This is a genomic window from Catenulispora pinistramenti, assembly GCF_018274385.1.
Taxonomy (GTDB): domain Bacteria; phylum Actinomycetota; class Actinomycetes; order Streptomycetales; family Catenulisporaceae; genus Catenulispora; species Catenulispora pinistramenti.
The window spans coordinates 63,339-80,264 of the sequence record NZ_JAAFYZ010000004.1; the positions used below are offsets into that span (position 1 = coordinate 63,339).

Below are 16,926 nucleotides of genomic sequence, written 5' to 3' on the forward strand. Positions count from 1 at the left end.
GTGACGCCATGCCGACGAATCCGACGTTCTCCACCGTGCTAGTGGCCAATCGGGGCGAGATCGCCCGGCGGGTCTTCCGCACTGCCAAGGCCATGGGCCTGCGCACCGTCGCCGTGTATTCCGAGCCGGACGCGGACGCCCCGCACGTGCGCGAGGCCGACGTCGCGGTGGCCCTCGGCGGCAGTACCAGCGCGGAGTCGTACCTGGATGTCGCGAAGATCCTGGAGGCGGCGCGCAAGACCGGCGCGGACGCCGTCCACCCCGGCTACGGCTTCCTGTCGGAGAACGCCGGCTTCGCCGAGGCCTGCGCCGAGGCCGGGATCGTGTTCGTCGGCCCGTCCCCGGACGCGATCCGGAAGATGGGGATCAAGCACGAGGCGAAGGCGATCGCCAAGGCGGCCGGGGTCCCGGTGCTGCCGGACGCGCTGCTCACCACCGACGAGCCCGACGACTGGCGCAAGGCCGGCGAAGGCGTCGGATTCCCGTTGCTGGTCAAGGCTTCGGCCGGCGGCGGCGGCAAGGGTATGCGGCTGGTGACCGTGGTGGACGAACTGGAGAACGCGGTCTCCGGGGCCCGGCGCGAGGCGGCAGCCGCGTTCGGGGACGGGACCGTGTTCCTGGAGCGCTACCTGACCGAATCCCGGCATATCGAGATCCAGGTCTTCGGCGACAGCCACGGCAACGCGGTGTTCTACGGCGAGCGCGAGTGCTCGGTGCAGCGACGGCACCAGAAGGTCGTCGAGGAGGCGCCCTCACCCGTGGTCGGCGCGGCGGTCCGGGCCCGGATGGGCGAGGTCGCGTGCGCGCTGGTGCGCGAGCTCGGCTATGTCGGCGCCGGGACAGTGGAGTTCCTGTTCGACGACACGGACGACTCCTATTACTTCCTGGAGATGAACACCCGGCTCCAGGTCGAGCACCCGGTCACCGAGGAGGTCTGGGGCCAGGACCTGGTTCGCAAGCAGTTCGAGGTCGCGAACGGCGCCGAGCTCACCGCGCCGGACCCGGAAGGCCTGCACGGCCACGCGATCGAGGTCCGGATCTACGCCGAGGACCCGGCCCGCAAGTACATCCCTTCGCCCGGCACCCTCGCACTGTATGAGCACGCTGATGTGCCCGGGATCCGTTATGAGGACGGGGTGCGCAGCGGCAGCGTCGTCTCGCACTACTACGACCCGATGCTGGCCAAGGTGGTCGCGACCGGCGCCAGTCGGACCGAGGCGGCGCTGAAGCTGGCTTCGGCGCTCGCCGGTATGCGGATCCAGGGCTTGAAGACCAACCGGGATCAGCTCGTCGCGATCCTGCGCGACCCCGACTTCCTGGCCGGGACCACGCGCACTGACTTCCTCGACCTGCACCCCGCGCTGGCGGCGCCGGAAGACCGGGTTGACGTCACCGCGCATCTGGCGGCGGCCATCGCGGTGTCCGTACACCGGCGCCGTACCGCCGGTGGCGCCACGGCTTTCGCCCCGGCCGGCTGGCGGCTGCTGCCGTACGACGGTGCCAACGCGGCGTGGACCCGGCAGGACGTCCGCCGCGCGCCCGAGACACCGGTGACCTACCGGCTGGACGGCTCGACGCTGTACCTGATCCACGGCGGCGCCGAGTACGAGGTTTCCCTGAAGGATCTGGGCCCGGAGTCGGTGCGGGTCACCGTCGACGGCGTCGATCGGCTGTGCCGGGTGCGGGTCGCCGACGACACCGTGGTCTGGGTCGACGACAGCGACGGCGGGCACTCGGCGTGGAAGCCGACGCCCCGGTTCCCCGAGGACGCCGACGCCTCCGCCGCTGATGACGGGGCCGCCGAGGTGCCCGGGACCGTGGTCGCGATCGCGGTGGCGGCCGGGGACCGGGTGAAATCCGGCCAGGTGCTGGTGACCATGGAGGCTATGAAGATGGAGCACCAGGTCAAGGCCGGGCGGGACGGCGTGGTGGCCTCGGTGGACTGCGCGGTGGGGCAGTTCGTGGACGCGCACCAGGTTCTGGTGACTCTGGCCTGATGGGGCGTGCGGGGAATGTAAGTGCCGCGCGCGCATAGTGCTAGCGCGCGGGGCGCTTTCAGCCCAGAATCGGGGCATGCCTGCCACGCAAAGTACTGAGACGCGCGACCCGGTGGAGTTCCACTGGCTCGGCGACATCGTGCGTGTGAACCTCGACGACAACGCGCGCGGTTCCGTCCTGGCCTACGGGGACCAGGAGTGGGACTGGACCGAGTTCGACGCCCGGGTCCGCAAGTGCGTGACCGGGATCCGCAGCGACCGGCTGCAGCGCGGCCAGCGGGTCGCGGTGCTGGCCCGCAACCACCCGGTCCACGTCGAGACCCTGTTCGCGGCCAGCAACATGGGGCTGGTCTGCACCTGGCTGGACTGGCGCCTGGACCGCGCGCGGCTGGTCCACGCGCTGAACGAGGCCGAGGCCCGGATCCTGTTCGTCGGCGAGGAGTTCGTGGACCTCATCGACGGCGCCATGATGGAGATCGCCTCGGTGGTCAGCACGATCACCGTCGGCGGCCGCGAGGACGAATACGAGGAGTGGCTGGAGACCCACGAGACCCACGAGGCGCTGCTGCGTGCGGCCCGGGAACTCGCGGCCGTGAGCGGCGACGACCCGGTGCTGCGGCTCTACTCCTCGACCGGGAAGAAGGGGCCGACCCGCGGTGAGTACACCCATCGCGCGCTGCTGGCCTCGGCCTCGGAGACCCTGCGCCGCAAGTCCCTGGCCCGCGGCGACGTCGAGGCGCTGGACGCGCCGGTGACGGTGCACGAGGCCGCGGTGCGGGTGCTGGCGAACATGTCGGCGGGGGCCGCGACGGTGCTGGTGCGGGAGGAGTAGCCACTGCCGGGAGGAGTAGCTACCGCTTCGCCTCGGCCCGCTTCGCGCGCTCGGTCCGCTCAGCGTGCTCCGCGTGCTCGGCGAGTTCCGGGTGCTCAGCCCGCGGGCCCCGCTCGGCCCGCTGCGTCTTGCGTGCGGCGCGCCGCACCTTGGCCTCGGCCTGCTCCTGCACTATCAGCCGCGGCTGGCCCTCCAGGTGGGACAGGCCGTTCCAGGCCAGGTTCACCAGGTGGGCGGCGACCTCGGCCTTGGGCGGCTTGCGGACGTCGAGCCACCACTGGCCGGTCAGGGCGACCATGCCGACCAGCATCTGGGCGTACATCGGGGCCAGCTTGGGGTCGTAGCCGCGGTGCATGAAGTGCACCCCGAGCAGGTCCTCGACCTGGGAGGCGATGTCGGAGATCAGGGAGGCGAAGTTGCCGGTGGAGGTGGTGACCGGGGAGTCGCGGACCAGGATGCGGAAGCCGTCGGTGCTGGACTCGATGTAGTCCAGCAGCGCGAAGGCCGCCTGTTCCAGCAGTTCGCGGGCGTGTTCGCCGGTCAGGCCGGTGGTCACCATCGACAGCAGCTTGGCCATCTCCCGGTCCACCACGACCGCGTACAGCCCCTCCTTGCCGCCGAAGTGTTCGTACACCACCGGCTTGGAGACCCCGGCCTTGGTCGCGATCTCCTCCACCGAGGTGGCGTCGAAGCCGCGCTCGGCGAACAGCGTCCGGCCGATCTCGATGAGTTGTTCCCGCCGTTCCTTGCCGCTCATCCGGGTGCGGGACGCCGGGGCCGGGGTTCGGGAAGTCACCGTGGCATTCTCTCAGGTTTCTCGCGACATGACGCGACCGGGGTGGAGGCACCCTCCGTATTTCCCGGCCGGACGTCGTCGCGGGTGGGACCGCCCGGGCCCGCTTCGGCTCAGACCGCCTGCGTCTGCTTCATGGCGATGCGCTCGGGCGAGGGCCACCGGACGTCGCGCACCCAGCCCAGCTTCTCGAACACCCAGATGATCCGCGCCGAGGAGTCGATCTGGCCGCGCAGCACGCCGTGCCGGGCCGCGGTCGGGTCCGAGTGGTGCAGGTTGTGCCAGGACTCGCCCATCGACAGCACCGCCAGCCACCACACGTTCCCGGACCGGTCCCGGGAGCGGAACGGCCGCTCGCCGATGGCGTGGCAGATCGAGTTGATCGACCAGGTGGTGTGGTGCAGCAGGCTGATCCGGACCAGCGAGCCCCAGAAGAAGGCGGTCAGTATCCCCTGCCAGCTCCAGGTCACCAGCCCGCCCACGGCCGCCGGCAGCAGCAGCGAGGCCAGCGCCAGGTAGGGGAAGGCCCGCGAGACCCGGACGATCGCCTGGTCCTTGAGCAGGTCCGGGGCGTACTGCTGCTGGTTGGTCTGCTCGATGTTGAACAGCCAGCCGATGTGCGCCCACCACATGCCCTTGATCAGGGCCGGGACGGTCGCGCCGTAGCGCCACGGGGAGTGCGGGTCGCCGTCCTGGTCGCTGTAGCGGTGGTGCTTGCGGTGGTCGGCGACCCAGCGGATCACCGGGCCCTGGACCGCCAGCGAGCCGGCGATCGCCAGCCCCACCCGCAGCGCCCTGCGGGCCTTGAACGAGGAGTGGGTGAACAAGCGGTGGAACCCGACCGTGACGCCGTGCCCGCTGATCGCGTACATCACCACCGCGATGATCAGATCGGTCCACGTCAGACCCCAGCCCCACAGCACCGGGACGGACGCGACCAGCGCCACGAACGGAATCCCGATGAACAGACTGAGCGCGAAGCGTTCCTTGAAGGACTGTTGGTCGCCCCCGAGCGTGCCCCGGCTCGGGACGGGCTCGACGGACTGCTGGGGTACGGCGGTTGCTGTCATCGCGATCATGCCTTGAGGGGAAGTGCCCTTGTGGGGGCTGGCGGATCGGGGGAACTGACCGCAACCTACGCTGCCGTAGGTTGGGTTACAAGGATTACACGGCGGGTGACGCTCGGATGTCCGAACGCTGTACGCCTCCCGGAGGACCGACGGCGGTCGGCGCCGCCCTAATCCCGGGCGCGCGAAGACCCCCGGATGTGGGAAACTGGCGACGACGATCCGCCATGGGGTAATTGGCAGCCCAGCAGACTTTGGATCTGTTTGTCCAGGTTCGAGTCCTGGTGGCGGAGCACTGGCGAGGGCCGGCCGCGGCTGGCCCGCCCCGGCGGGGGTTCGCTCGCAACCCCTCCCCACGATCGCTACCCTCCTAGGGAACCGACGCCGCCGACGCGCGGCGCGCAGCAGCACCGCACCCCGCTAGGAGTCACCCCATGACCGACCAGCACGCGCCGACCGTCGTCATCCTGGCCGCCGGCGAGGGCAAGCGGATGAAATCCGCGACGCCGAAGGTGCTGCACGAACTGTGCGGGCGCACGATGCTCGGACACGTGGTGGCCGCCGCGCACGAGCTGGCGCCGCGGCGGCTCGCGGTGGTCGTCGGCAAGGGGCGCGACCAGGTCACCCCGCACGTCGAGGCGATCGCCCCCGAGGCCCGGATCGTCGTGCAGGACCCGCAGAACGGCACCGGGGAGGCGACCCGGCTGGCGCTGGAGGCGCTGACCGCGGACGGCGCGGAGCTGCGTGGCACGGTGCTGGTACTGCTGGGCGACGGGGCCATGGTCACCGGGGACACGCTGCGGCACCTGATCGCCGAGCACGAGAAGGCCGGCAACGCGGTGACCGACCTGACCGCGGTGGTGCCGGACCCGACGGGCCTGGGCCGGATCCTGCGCGAGCCGGACGGCACGCCGGCCGGCCGGCTGCTCGGCATCGTCGAGCAGAAGGACTGCACCCCGGAGCAGGCCGCCATCCACGAGGTGAACTCCGGGATCTTCGCCTTCGACGCCGAGACCCTGCGCGCCGCGCTGGGCCGGCTCACCACCGACAACGCCCAGGGCGAGGAACTGCTCACCGACGTGCTGGCGATCGCGGTCGGCGACGGGCTGCCGGTCGGCGCCGTGGTCGCCGCCGACCACCACGACCTGCTGGCCGCCAACGACCGGGCCCAGCTGGCCGATCTGCGCCGGCTGATGAACCAGCGGATCACCCGCCGGTGGATGGTCGAGGGCGTCACCATCGTGGACCCGGCGACCACCTGGATCGACGTGGACGTGGTGCTGGAGCCGGACGCCACGATCCGGCCCAACACCCAGTTGCAGGGCTCGACCCGGATCGCCGCCGGCGCCGACGTCGGCCCGAACTGCACGCTGACGGACACGGTCGTCGGCGCCGGCGCCCGGGTCACCAACGCCACCACCGATGGCGCCGAGATCGGCCCGCAGGCCAGCGTCGGCCCGTACACCTACCTGCGCCCGGGCACCAAGCTCGGCCGCAAGGCCAAGGCCGGCGGCTTCGTGGAGATGAAGAAGTCGACGATCGGCGCCGGCAGCAAGGTCCCGCATCTGGCCTACATCGGCGACGCCACCATCGGCGAGGGCTGCAACGTCGGCGCCGGTGTCATCACCGCCAACTACGACGGCGAGAACAAGTTCCCGACCCGCATCGGCGACCACGCCTTCATCGGCACCAACACCACCCTGATCGCCCCGGCCGACATCGCCGACGGCGCCTACGTCGCGGCCGGCTCGGCGATCAGCCTGCCGGTCGGCCCGGGGGAGTTGGCGGTGGCGCGCGGGCGCCAGCGCAACATCGCCGGCTACGTCGCCCGCAAGCGTCCGGGCTCGGCGGCGGCCCAGGCGGCCGAGCGCGAGATCGAGCGCTCCGGGCAGTCCGGATCCGATGCCGGCACCGCTGTTGAGACGAATCCCACAGGCAGCGGGCCCGACGGTCGGGGGGACGCGGTCTGAACGGCTCGTTGCGTCTGAGAGTATGAAAGAACTACGGCCCCTCGTCTCTTAGGAGAACCCACCGTGACCGGCCTCAAGACCACCGGCGAGAAGAAGCTCATGCTTTTCACCGGACGTGCCTACCCCGAGCTGGCCCAGGAAGTCGCCGAAGAGCTGGGGGTGGAGATCGCCCCGATGAAGGCGCACGATTTCGCCAACGGCGAGATCTACACCCGGTTCGAGGAATCGGTGCGTGGTAGCGACGCCTTCGTGATCCAGTGCCACTCGGCCCCTATCAACCACTCCATCATGGAGCAGCTGATCATGGTGGACGCGCTCAAGCGGGCGTCCGCCAAACGGATCACCGTCATCACCCCCTTCTACGGCTACGCCCGCCAGGACAAGAAGCACAAGGGCCGCGAGCCGATCTCGGCCCGGCTCATGGCGGACTTCTTCGCCACCGCCGGCGCCGACCGGCTGATGGCGGTGGACCTGCACACCGACCAGATCCAGGGCTACTTCGACGGCCCGGTGGACCACCTGTTCGCGCTGCCGCTGCTGGTGGACTACATCCGCGGCAAGTACGACACGGCGAAGCTGACGGTGGTCTCCCCCGACGCCGGCCGGGTCCGTACCGCCGACCGCTGGACCGACCGGCTGAACACGCCGCTGGCGATCGTGCACAAGCGCCGTGACCCGAACATCCCCAACACGGTCTCGGTCCACGAGATCGTCGGTGACGTCAAGGGCCGCACCTGCGTCCTGGTCGACGACATGGTCGACACCGCCGGCACCATCTGCGCGGCCGCCGAGGCGCTGTTCGACAACGGCGCGGCCGAGGTCATCATCGCGGCCACGCACGCGGTGCTGTCCGACCCGGCGGTGGACCGGCTGAAGAACTCGCGGATCAGCGAGGTGATCTTCACCAACACGCTGCCGATCCCGGACGAGAAGCGGTTCGACAAGATGACGGTGCTGTCCATCGCGCCGATGCTGGCCCGGGCCATCCGCGAGGTGTTCGAGGACGGTTCGGTCACGTCGATGTTCGACGACCACAGCCACTGAGCCGCACCACGAGCCCAGGGCTTGCGAGTACTGGGCCATAAGTACTGAAGCGCTGAGCGATGCTCCGGCCCACTGTGTGGTCCGGAGCATCGCTTTGGGCGCGCTAAGCTGGACCTTTGTCCGGCGAGGGCGGGGAGAGCACTCCCTGCCGTTATCGACGAAACAAGGAGAAACCCCCATGGCTGAAATCCGTTTGAGCGCCGAGGACCGCACCGAGTTCGGCAAGGGCTTCGCCCGCCGCGCCCGGGCCGTCAACAAGATCCCGGGTGTCGTGTACGGCCACGGCGAGCCGGTGCGGCACATCCTGCTGCCGGGCCACGACCTGATGATCGCGCTGCGGACTTCCAACGTGCTGCTGAGCCTGGACTTCGGCGACGGCTCGACCCAGCTGGTGCTGCCCAAGGACGTGCAGAAGGACCCGGTGAAGCGGACCCTGGAGCACGTGGACCTGCTGCTGGTCCGCCAGGGCGAGAAGGTCACCGTCGACGTCGCGGTCACCCCGGTCGGCGAGGTCGTCACCGGCGCGGTGCTGGACCAGCCGCTCACCTCGGTGTCGGTGCTGACCGAGGCCACCCACATCCCGACCTCCTTCGAGGTGGACGTGGAGAAGAAGGAGGAGGGCTTCCAGCTCTTCGCCCGCGACCTCCAGCTGCCGGCCGGCGTCGAGCTGCTGACCGACGGCGACCAGCTGGTGCTGCACGTCGCCGCGACCCGCGGTGAAGTGTCCGAGGAGGCCGCCGAGGCCGCCGACGGCGAGGGCGACGCCGGCGAGGGCTCTGCGGAGTAAGCACTCCCAGCCCCGCTATCCTGGTCGTCATGACCACCACCGAGGCCCGCGATCGACTCTGGTTGATCGCGGGCCTCGGCGCTGTGCTTTCGGCGCGGCAGGGGTTCTACCACCCGTACCCCCGATCCGGACGGCCGACATGAACAACGTTCCCGAAACCCGCGACCAGCTTTGGCTCGTGGTCGGACTGGGCAACCCCGGCCCCGGGTACGCCGGCAACCGGCACAACGCCGGGTTCATGGTCGCGGACCTGTCGGCCGCGCGGATCGGCGGCAAGTTCAAGTCGCACAAGGCCCGGGCGGACGTCGTCGAGGGCCGGCTGGGCATCGGCGGGCCGCGGGTGGTGCTGGCCAAGCCGAAGACGTTCATGAACCTGTCCGGCGGCCCGGTGAAGGCGCTGAGGGACTTCTACAAGATCGAGCCGGCGCAGATTATCGTCGTGCACGACGAACTCGACATCGACTACGGCGTCCTGCGCCTCAAACTCGGCGGGGGCGACAACGGCCACAACGGGCTGCGCTCCATCTCCTCGGCCCTGGGGACCAAGGACTACCACCGGGTCCGCTTCGGCGTGGGACGGCCGCCGGGCCGCCAGGACCCCGCCGACTTCGTGCTGAAGGACTTCTCCACCGTGGAGAAGAAGGAACTGGACTACCACGTGGACCGGGCGGCCGACGCGGTCGAGGACCTGATCCGGCGCGGCCTGGTCGACGCGCAGAACATCTACCACGCGGCCTGAGAGGGCGGATTGTGACAATCGCGGCGCGAAACGGCCTATGAGCGGCGCCTGGCGTCGCCAGACGGCCCTTGCAGCCAACCAGGATGCGGCAGGCCGTCTGTCTCGTGCCGTCTCAGGCAACGTCTGCCCTGGTGATGACTTGGCGTGGGCGGAGGTTGTCGGTGTGGCGGTTTCGCTAGATTGCTGGCGGGATGAGGTAGTGCGGTAGAGGGCCGGTTTGGGGTGTTCGGTTTCGGATCTTCTTTTTTGAGGGGATTCTGCGGGGCGAGTTGCTGTTTGGTTGTGGGTTTTAAATGCTTTTTACGGCCTTCGGTCATAGTTGTGCCGGTTCGGGGTTCGGGGTGGTGGGTGTGTTTGTCGGCTGCCGGTTCCGGTGTTCACAACCCCGCCGCACCTCAGGCCTCTTCAACACCGGCAAGTCAGAGCAAGGGCAAGGCCAGATCAAGAGCAAGATCAACAGCACAGGCCAGATCAAGATCAAGAGCCACAGGCAAGATCAAGAGCTGAAGGTCAAGGTCAAGGGCTGTGGTGAAGGGCCGGGCCTCCGGCGGGCCTCGGCAACCTCAGGGAAACTAGCGCGGTTCCCTCGGGTGGCTGGGCCAGGGCTCAGCGGCGGCGGTTTGTGAGGTGGTGCGGTCCGCTCCCCTCGGTCGCGTCGTCAGCCCGATGGGTACAGCACCGGTGTCCGGGGGTCAAGTCCGCGCGGCTGCGGTTGGGCGTGTGAGCTGCGGTTTGTGATAGCGCGAACTTGACCCCCGGCCACCGGCACTGTAGGCGAAGCCCTGCCGACGCGACCGAGGGGAACGAACCGAAAACCAGCCGGAAGAATGGCAAAGCCCAGTGGTTCGCTACCGGCGGCCAGGCGGATTCGGCAGCCGGTCGGGGTGCTGGCAGCGCGACAGTCGCAGGGTGCTCATTCCGAGCTGGCGGGTGCGGCCGCAGGTGTGGGCGCGGGCTCATCTGGCTGCCAAGATCGCTGCCGCCGGATGACAGACAGGCCTGACCACCAAGATGGCCGCCGCCGGATGACAGACGGACCCCACCACCAAGATGGCTGCCGCCGGATGACAGATTGGTCTAGCCGCCAAGGCATGCCGCCTACCGCACCCGGGCGTGTTCTCGACCAGCTGACCACCGGCCCGCCGCCACATCCTCACCGGCAGCGGCATCAACCAACCGGTGTCCTCGTTCCCTGCGTTTTGTATTTCTCCGGCTGGTTTTCGGTTCGTTCCCCTCGGTCGCGTCGGCAGGGCTTCGCCTACAGTGCCGGTGGCCGGGGGTCAAGTTCGCGCCATACGAAACCGCCGCCCACCTGCATGTCCGCCGCGCGCGGACTTTACCCCCGGACACCGGTGCTGTACCCCCCGGGCTGACGACGCGACCGTGGGGAACGGACCGCACCACCTCACAAACCGCAGCCGCTGAGACTCACCCGGCCACCCGAGGGAACCGCGCTAGTTTCCCTGAGGTTGCCGAGGCCCGCCGGAGGCCCGGCCCTTCATCACAGCCCTTGACCTTGACCTTAGCTTGTGGCTCTTGCTGTTGATCTTGCCCTTGCTCGGACTTGCTGGAGTTGAAGAGGCCTGAGGTGCGGCGGGGTTGTGAACGCGCGAACCGGCAGCCGACAAGCACACCCGCCGCCTCGAACCCCGAACCGGCACAACTATGACCGAAGGCCGTAAAAATCGCCTTTCAACCCACATCCCAATCGCAACCTGGCCTGCAAACTCCACCCTCCTGAAACTCCACCCCAACGGACCCGAACCCCGAAGAGCCCTCGTGGCGTGCCTCATGCCCGCCCGTGCCCCACGCCCACCATTAGCACCAGAATCCCGCAGCGTTGCCTCAGCCCAGGGGCATGCGCACCTTCAACCAGTGTTCAACGAGCGCTTGTCCATTGCGCTGTTCGCAGCCGCCGCTGGTGGCTTGATCCCCTGCTGCACGGCGCCAGCGAGCTCTCTGCGTCGGCGTAGCCTTTTCCTGGCTGCTATTGCCAAGGTGGGGCGTGGCTCGGCATGGGTAATCTCCATCAGAGGTCTGATTCGTGATGGGGTGTGGGCTCCTGTCGGGAAAGTGGGGACACTGATGGGACCGGTCGATCCGCTGGGTGTCTCGAAGGGCGACGTGTCGTCCGAGCTGTCGGGCAGTGCGAAGGACGTCGTCCAGGCTCGGGATGTGTCCGGCGGGATCCATTTTCATACGGACTCCACCTCGGCAGCGGTGCCGCATCTGCTCCGCGCGGATGTGACCGGATTCGTCGGCCGCGAGGCGGAACTGGCGGCGCTGGCTGTCGCCGCCGAGAAGCGTTCCGGGCTGCGGCTGGTGGTAGTGGCCGGTACTGCCGGGGCCGGGAAGACGTCGTTGGCTTTACGATTCGCCCACCGGGTGCGCCCGTCGTTTTCGGGTGGGGATCTCTTTGTGGATCTGCGTGGCTATGACCCCGGCCCGCCGGTGGCTCCCACCACGGCGCTGGCGTTGTTTCTGCGCGCTTTGGGAGTAGCGGCCGGCGACCTTCCCGCCGACCTGGAAGGCCGTGCCGGGCTGTACCGGTCGTTGCTGGCCGGCCGATCGGTGTTGGTGGTGTTGGACAATGCCGCCACGGTCGGGCAGGTACGTCCGTTGCTGCCGGGGGATGGCGGGGCTCTGGTCGTGGTGACCAGTCGCAGCCGCCTGTCCGGGCTCACCGCCCGGGACGGAGCCCGCCGGATAGGGGTGGGCGTACTGGACCAGGCTGCGGCGGTGGACTTGATCCAAGCCGTGACGGACGGGGAGCGGGTCGGTGACGACCCGGAACAGGTGGCCGAGTTGGCCGCGCTGTGTGCTCGGTTGCCGCTTGCCCTGCGCATCGCCGCGGAGCGCGCGGCGGCGCGCCCCTTCATGCCGCTGCCGGACCTGATCGCGCAGCTTCGCTCGGGGTCGGGACTGTGGGAGGCGCTGTCGTCCGACGACGACGAGCAAGAGGCCGATGCGGTGCGCACCGTGTTCGCCTGGTCCTACCGGGCTCTGCCGCCGATCGCAGCCCGGGCCTTCCGGCTGCTGGGACTGCATCCGGGGCCTGAGTTCGGCGCGAGGGCGGCCGCGGCGCTTCTCGGGGTCTCGCAGGTGAAGGCCCGCACCATGCTGGACGTGCTTGCCGGTGCGCATCTGCTGGAGCAGACCGGCCCGGCCCGATTCCAGTACCACGACCTATTGAGGGCCTTCGCTGCCGATACCGCTGCGGCCGACGAGCCGGAACATGAGCGGCGCGAAGCCTTCCAGCGGATCGCGGACTGGTATCTGCACAGCGCGCGTGCCGCCGCCCTGTTCGCCGACAACCTTTCGGCCGGCGCGGCAGCGGAGCCGCCCGTACCCGGCGTCGAACCGGAGGACTTCACCGACTACCAGGGTGTCGCGGACTGGTACGCCGCCGAGCGGCACAACCTGCAAGCCATGATCCGGGCTCTGGAACAGGCTGGCGACGGTGAAGCCGTCTTCCAGTTGGCGATGACTGTTCGGCCGCTGATCTTCACGCACGGATCCGCCGACGACCGCTTGCCGACCGCGCAGGCCGCCTTGCGCGGCGCCGTCGCCGCCGACGATCTCGGGGCCCAAGCCCGCGCCTTTCGCGCTCTGGCCAGCACCGAGCGCCTTGGCGGCGACCTGCCCGCGGCCCTGGAGTACGCACGGAGCGCGCTCGACGCCTTTGAGACCCTGAACGACCCCGCCGGGGCAGCCGAGGCGGCCAACGCCCTGGCCCTGGTACTCATCGCTCAGCGCGACCTGGAACAGGCTCAGCGAGTACTCACTGTGGGCACCGAGCGGGCCGATGCCGACGGGCAACAGCGCTGGGCGGCGCTCCTGAGAACCAATAGCGCGGGCGTGCTGGAGGCACAGGGAGACTTCGCCGCCGCTGTTGAAGTCGGCGAGCGGTGCGTAGCCGGGCTCGCTGAGGCCGGCTATCAGGGCCCGATGCTTCTGGAAGCGCACAGCACAGTCGTCCGGGCCTGTATCGAGCTCCAACAATGGGACCAGGCCCGGCAGCACCTGGACGCCGCCGAACGCCACGCCTCCACCGGAGCCGATCCCTCGGTACAGGCGACGCTGCTCACCGACCGCGCCGAACTGCTCATAGCCCTGGGACACCCCGCCGAAGCCCAGGAGGCGGCGTGGCAGGCCGAGAACCTGGCCCGGGCACTGGGCGAGCGCGGGCAGCAGGCCCGCATACTGACCGCCGCCGGACGTGCCCTGCGCCTTCTAGGGCGGGCTGAGGAGGCGGCAGGCTTGCACCGTCGCGCCGTCCAGTTGCGTCGTGTCCTGCCCGACCGGTTCAAGACGGCTGAAGCCCTTGGCCGTCTGGCCGAGGCCTTGGCCGACATCGGCGAGCCATCCGAGGCGAGCGCTGTCCGTGGTGAGGCGGTCGGCCTGCTTGACGGGTACCGGGATCGGCGCGCGACGGACTTGCGGGCCCGCCTTGCAGATGTCGAGGCGCCAGAGGCTTAGCTGAGTTGTTCTTCTGTCGCCAGGGCAGCCTGCTGATGTTCGCGTGAGAGCGCATCATCACCGGTAGTGGCGAACACTTCGCTGAGGGCCCGATGGGCTTCGGACTGTTCCATGAGCGCGGCGGCTTGTTCTGCCAAAGCCAGTGCGTTGCGATAGGCGTCGATGGCGCGAAGGGTATCGCCGCTGGCCCGGTAGACGTGTCCTTCGGCCAGTTGGATCTGTGCCTGTTGCCGCTGATCGCGAGCGTGTTCGGCCAGCGCCGCGGCCTCTCGGAGCTCTGCGAGGGCGGTGGTGTGGTCGTTCAGGCGGGTGTGGGCGGTGGCCATCAGGATGAGGCTGTCGATCTCGCTGCGATGGTCTCCGATGGCCCGGAACGCGTGAAGGGCCTGTTCGAAAGACGCCAGTGCCTGGCGGAAGTTGCCGGCGTGTTCGTATATCGCGCCGAAGTTGTTGCCCAGCACCGCTGTGACAAGTGGGTCGCCGAGGCTTTCGGACAGGACGCGCGCCTCATGGAAGTAAGCCAGGGCTCGAGTCTGGTGGCCGACTGTGCGATGCAGTTCGCCGAGATTGATCAGTGCGTCGCAGATCGCGCGCAGATCGTTCTCGCGGCGCGCGAGATCCAGAGCGTGATTGCTCAGGGCGAAGGCTTGCTCGTGGTGTCCTTGGAAGAAGGTCGCGACGGCGCACAGGTTCTCCGCCGCGGCCACTCGGTTGTTGTCGCCGAGTGCCCCGTACAAGGCTGCGGCGGCGCGGTAGGCGGCGACGGCCTCGTCGTGGCGTCCGGCGACGTAGTGGACGCGGCCGATCTGGAAGTGCGCGTCGGCCTGGCCGTAGCGATCGTCGTCGGCGGTCCACACGGTCAGCGCGGCTTGGGCCGATTCCAGGGCCTTGCCGAGGTCGTCGGTCCTGATGTAGACGGCGGCCTGGTCGGTGAGGAGCCTGGCCGCCACGGCGCCTGATTCCGTGCCGGAACTCAGGTGCGCGGCGAGGGTCTGCTCGATGTACTCCAGTGCCTCGTGCGAGCGTCCCCGGTGGTCGAGGTGTTCGATGAGTACGTGCGGCAGCAGGCCTGTGAGGGTGCCGTGCCCCTGTTGCACCGTCCACGCGGTGAGGGCGGCCAGGTTGAGATGCTCCTGGTCGAGCCAGGCGCGAGCCTGTTCGGGGGTGTCGAGGAAGACGCCGTCCTGCGTGGTCGAGGCTGCGGGGTAGTGCAGCGCCCATCGGCGGGGGTTCTGGGCATGGTCGGCGCGGGCCGCGGCGGCGCGGTAGAAGGCGATGGCCCGTTCCACACCGTGCTGGTTGTCCGGTATCTGATGCTGTTCGACGGACTGCGCCAGAATGTACTGGCGAAGCAGGTCGTGGAGCCGATAGCGGTGTGGCCCGGCGTGGTCCAGGAGCCGGTGGTCGACGAGGGCGTCGAGTCTCGCGTCGGTGTCGGCCAGAGCGCCTTGGGACATCGCGGCGGCGGCGGGCAGCCCGATGTCTGCTCCCGGGTGGGCCGCGACGTAGCGCAGCAAGTCGCGCAGCGTGCCGTCCAGCGCCCGGTACGACATCGCGAAGGCGGTGTGGATCGGCCCGGTCAGCGGGTCGTCGGCCAGGGCCCGCGACATCATCGAGAAGCGGTCCACCAGGTCGCCGACAGTCCAGACCGCACGGCCGCGTAGGTGGCCGGCGGCCAGCGTGATCGCCAGTGCCAGACCGCCGAAGCACCGGGTGAAGCGGTCGAGGTCGCCGTCGCCGGACAGATCCCGCTCGGTGATGTGGGCCAGGAGCGCGATGGCCGCGGCGTCCGAAAGCGGCGCCACCGTGAGATGGCGCAGGTCGGGCGGTCCGACCAGGCGGCGCCGGGACGTGATCAGGACGATGGTGCCGGGCGTGGCCGGGAGCAGCGGTTCGATCTGGGCGAAGTCCTGGACGTCGTCGAGGACCAGGAGCAGACGCTTGCCGCTGGTGCGCCGGCGCCACAAGGCGGCCAGAGACGCGAGCGTGTCGGCGCGTCCCAACTCGCGAAATGGAGTTCCGACCGCGTCGAGTAGCTGAGTCAGGGCTTCGCGGGGGTCCAGCGGCGGCAGGTGTTCGTCGTGTGTTCGTAGGTTGATTTGCAGCGCTCCGTCGGGGCAGCGCTTGCGCAACAGGTGAGCCGCGCGCAATGCCAGAGCGCTCTTTCCGATTCCCCCGAGCCCGTCGACGGAATACGTCACCCTTCGCGCGCCGGAGAGCAGGTCGGCGTCGACGGTTTCGATGAGGGCTGAGATATCGGCGTCCCGTCCGGCTATGAAGGTGGGATCGGTATCCAGGGTGTTGATCTCATCCGGCGTTTGTCGGCGGTCGACGGCCGGCTGCGTCTTGGCCGAGCCGTTGAGCAACCGTTGGTGGACCATCCGGAGTTCCGGCCCGGGCTCGGTCCCGGTCAGCTTGTGCAGCTGATCACGGAAATCGCGGTAGACGCGCAGCGCGTCCGTGGTGCGGCCGTCGCGGCCCAGCGTCGTCATCAGCAACCCGGCCACCCGCTCGTCGGTGCGGTTGGTCGCCGCCAACTCGCTCAGCTCCACCACCGCCTCGGCGGGGCTCGCACCGGAACGCAGGTCCAGCTCGATACGGCGCAGGATGGCGGCGCGGCGCTTGTCGGTCAGGATCCGCTGCACAGCCGTGGCCCAGGACCCGGTCAACCCGGCCAGCGGCTCACCGATCCACAGCGCCTCAGCCTGTCGGAACAGCCTTCGGGCCGCGGAGGGGTCGGCCTCGGCACGGGCTTGAGCCTGCGACACCAGCCGGTCGAAACAGTGCACGTCGACTCGGTCGAGGGAGACGTTCATCCGGTATCCGGCCGGACCGCTCGCGATGAGCTCGCCCGATTCGCCCGCATTGCGCAGCCGCCTTCGCAGGCGTGAAATATACGACTGGAGGGTGCCTCGGAAGCCGTCCGGAGGATCGTCGTCCCAAACCCGATCGGCGAGCGCACGCGCAGACACCGCCCGGCCGCGCTCGATCAGCAAAGCTGCGAGCACCAGCTGCTCTTTAGGGGAACCAGCTGGCTGGAAACGTTCTCGTACGCGCAGGCCGATCGGACCCAGAACGGTGAACACACCAGGCGCCCCCTTGTGTGCTGCAGGACGTTGCTCTGCAACTGTGGCTGCATGGGGCTATATCAGACCCCAGAGATAATTTGCGGCAAACCGTCTTGCTTCGCAAGCGGGGTGGCTTGAAGCAGCGCCGGC

9 protein-coding genes, 1 tRNA gene and 1 pseudogene are annotated in these 16,926 nt (G+C 69.2%); 8 read left to right on the plus strand and 3 right to left on the minus strand.

Translation table 11 applies throughout. The features are described 5' to 3' along the window. Positions 1-8 precede the first annotated feature (8 nt). Complete coding sequence (locus KGQ19_RS01885) at positions 9-1,997, plus strand: ATP-binding protein (protein ID WP_212007276.1); 1,989 nt, start codon at positions 9-11, stop codon at positions 1,995-1,997. 76 nt (positions 1,998-2,073) lie between these two features. Continuing rightward, the gene (locus KGQ19_RS01890; protein WP_212007277.1) at positions 2,074-2,829 is read left to right on the plus strand and encodes an AMP-binding protein; all 756 of its coding nucleotides are present in this window, start codon (positions 2,074-2,076) and stop codon (positions 2,827-2,829) included. Between the two features lie 172 nt (positions 2,830-3,001). On the opposite strand, the pseudogene KGQ19_RS01895 reads toward KGQ19_RS01890, so the two are convergent. Both KGQ19_RS01895 and KGQ19_RS01900 read right to left on the minus strand, forming a co-directional pair. Continuing rightward, positions 3,002-3,625: pseudogene (locus KGQ19_RS01895) on the minus strand (TetR family transcriptional regulator); the annotation flags it as partial. A gap of 110 nt (positions 3,626-3,735) precedes the next feature. Then, the gene (locus KGQ19_RS01900) at positions 3,736-4,692 is read right to left on the minus strand and encodes an acyl-CoA desaturase (protein WP_212007278.1); all 957 of its coding nucleotides are present in this window, start codon (positions 4,690-4,692) and stop codon (positions 3,736-3,738) included. A gap of 218 nt (positions 4,693-4,910) precedes the next feature. On the opposite strand from KGQ19_RS01900, the gene KGQ19_RS01905 reads away from it, so the two are divergent. The 6 genes from KGQ19_RS01905 (at position 4,911) to KGQ19_RS01930 (ending at position 13,708) form a co-directional block, all read left to right on the plus strand. Further along, positions 4,911-4,982: transfer RNA gene (locus tag KGQ19_RS01905), tRNA-Gln, on the plus strand. Between the two features lie 141 nt (positions 4,983-5,123). Beyond that, positions 5,124-6,659: a bifunctional UDP-N-acetylglucosamine diphosphorylase/glucosamine-1-phosphate N-acetyltransferase GlmU gene (glmU, locus tag KGQ19_RS01910; RefSeq protein WP_212007279.1), complete on the plus strand. Its 1,536-nt coding sequence runs from the start codon at positions 5,124-5,126 to the stop codon at positions 6,657-6,659. 63 nt (positions 6,660-6,722) lie between these two features. Further along, complete coding sequence (locus tag KGQ19_RS01915) at positions 6,723-7,703, plus strand: ribose-phosphate diphosphokinase (RefSeq protein WP_194925457.1); 981 nt, start codon at positions 6,723-6,725, stop codon at positions 7,701-7,703. Positions 7,704-7,881: 178 nt separating this feature from the next. Further along, positions 7,882-8,490 (plus strand): 50S ribosomal protein L25/general stress protein Ctc, encoded by a 609-nt coding sequence (locus KGQ19_RS01920; protein WP_212007280.1) that lies wholly within the window; start codon positions 7,882-7,884, stop codon positions 8,488-8,490. 139 nt (positions 8,491-8,629) lie between these two features. Then, positions 8,630-9,229: an aminoacyl-tRNA hydrolase gene (pth, locus tag KGQ19_RS01925; RefSeq protein WP_212007281.1), complete on the plus strand. Its 600-nt coding sequence runs from the start codon at positions 8,630-8,632 to the stop codon at positions 9,227-9,229. A 1,875-nt stretch (positions 9,230-11,104) separates the two neighbouring features. Then, positions 11,105-13,708: a tetratricopeptide repeat protein gene (locus KGQ19_RS01930; RefSeq protein ID WP_212007282.1), complete on the plus strand. Its 2,604-nt coding sequence runs from the start codon at positions 11,105-11,107 to the stop codon at positions 13,706-13,708. On the opposite strand, the gene KGQ19_RS01935 is transcribed toward KGQ19_RS01930, so the two are convergent. Further along, the gene (locus tag KGQ19_RS01935; RefSeq protein ID WP_307856316.1) at positions 13,705-16,794 is read right to left on the minus strand and encodes an AfsR/SARP family transcriptional regulator; all 3,090 of its coding nucleotides are present in this window, start codon (positions 16,792-16,794) and stop codon (positions 13,705-13,707) included. The genes KGQ19_RS01930 and KGQ19_RS01935 overlap by 4 nt on opposite strands. Positions 16,795-16,926: the final 132 nt, after the last annotated feature.

Excerpts from the sequence above, each read along its gene's own strand:
- KGQ19_RS01885 (WP_212007276.1), top strand. The coding sequence starts at position 9 with ATGCCGACGAATCCGACGTTCTCCACCGTGCTAGTGGCCAATCGGGGC.
- KGQ19_RS01890 (WP_212007277.1), top strand. The coding sequence starts at position 2,074 with ATGCCTGCCACGCAAAGTACTGAGACGCGCGACCCGGTGGAGTTCCAC.
- KGQ19_RS01900 (WP_212007278.1), bottom strand. The coding sequence starts at position 4,692 with ATGACAGCAACCGCCGTACCCCAGCAGTCCGTCGAGCCCGTCCCGAGC.
- glmU (WP_212007279.1), top strand. The coding sequence starts at position 5,124 with ATGACCGACCAGCACGCGCCGACCGTCGTCATCCTGGCCGCCGGCGAG.
- KGQ19_RS01920 (WP_212007280.1), top strand. The coding sequence starts at position 7,882 with ATGGCTGAAATCCGTTTGAGCGCCGAGGACCGCACCGAGTTCGGCAAG.
- pth (WP_212007281.1), top strand. The coding sequence starts at position 8,630 with ATGAACAACGTTCCCGAAACCCGCGACCAGCTTTGGCTCGTGGTCGGA.